Source organism: Streptomyces sp. NPDC059456, assembly GCF_042750055.1.
Lineage (GTDB): Bacteria > Actinomycetota > Actinomycetes > Streptomycetales > Streptomycetaceae > Streptomyces.
On record NZ_JBHYVA010000383.1, the window covers coordinates 6,917 to 7,972 of the forward strand.

General features: G+C 69.6%; 1 protein-coding gene. It reads left to right on the plus strand.

Features of this window, described 5'->3' with window-relative positions:
- The first annotated feature begins 243 nt into the window (after positions 1 to 243).
- Positions 244 to 909 carry a GntR family transcriptional regulator gene (locus ACFXA3_RS27505; RefSeq protein ID WP_385191081.1) on the plus strand — a complete coding sequence of 222 codons (666 nt, stop codon included), beginning with the start codon at positions 244 to 246 and terminating at the stop codon, positions 907 to 909.
- The last annotated feature ends 147 nt before the right edge of the window (positions 910 to 1,056 follow it).

Here is a 1,056-nt window from a genome sequence, read left to right on the forward strand (position 1 = left end):
ACTCTCACCCGCCCCCCCCCCCCCCCCATATCTATTTGTTTTGGTTTAGATGGTTTTTGTTTATAAGAGACCGCTCCACCGAAGGCCCCGGCTCCCCGAGCCGGGGCCTTCGCGTTGTGGCCGTAAACATCCGCGATTTCCGTCCGCACTCGGAAAACATCGCGCATTGCAATAGAGTCCCGATACGATCGCAACACGGTCGCGTAATGGCGTCGGCAATCGGAAATAGGCGGAGGTCCGGACTTGCGTATTCCTGCGCACGCGGTATGCACGGCGATCCGCGACGACATCGTCTCCGGGGTCTTCGCGCCGGGCGGCAGGCTGACCGAGGAACTGCTGGCCCGCCGGTACGGGGTCTCCCGCGTCCCGGTCCGCGAGGCGCTGCGGACCCTGGAGTCCGAGGGGTTCGTCACCTCCCGCCGGCACGCGGGCGCCTGCGTCGCCGAGCCCACCGAGCAGGAGGCGGCCGACCTGCTGGAGCTGCGGATGCTGCTGGAGCCCCTGGCCGCCGCCCGGGCGGCCCGGCGGCGCACCGAGGCCCACCTGAAGGTGCTGCGCGGGCTGGTCAGGCTGGGCCAGGAGCGGGCGAGGCAGGGCCAGGGGGAGGACCTGCGGTCACTGGGCGGCTGGTTCCACGAGACCCTCGCCCAGGCCTCCGGCAGCCCCGGGCTGATCGCGCTGCTCACGCAGATGCGGCACAAGATCGCCTGGATGTACGTGGTGGAGGCGCCGGAGCGGCCCGTGGAGTCCTGGGCCGAGCACGGGGCGATCGTGGACGCCGTCGCCCGCGGGGACGCCGAGCGGGCGCGGGCGCTGACGGCCGGCCACGCGGAGCGCGCGGCGCGAGCACACCGGCCACGGGTGAGGACTTCGCAACATGCCGTAAACACGGCGGGCGGTCGGCTTTAACAGAGGTGCATTAATTTGGGAAGGAAAGGCGTCGGCTGAATTCACTCGCGGCCCACGGATCGCACTCCTGCCCGGACGTCGTGAATTCCCGAATACGAATAAGCCGGGGGGGCCCGGCAAAAAGCCGCCCCCCCCGAGGAGAGGGTG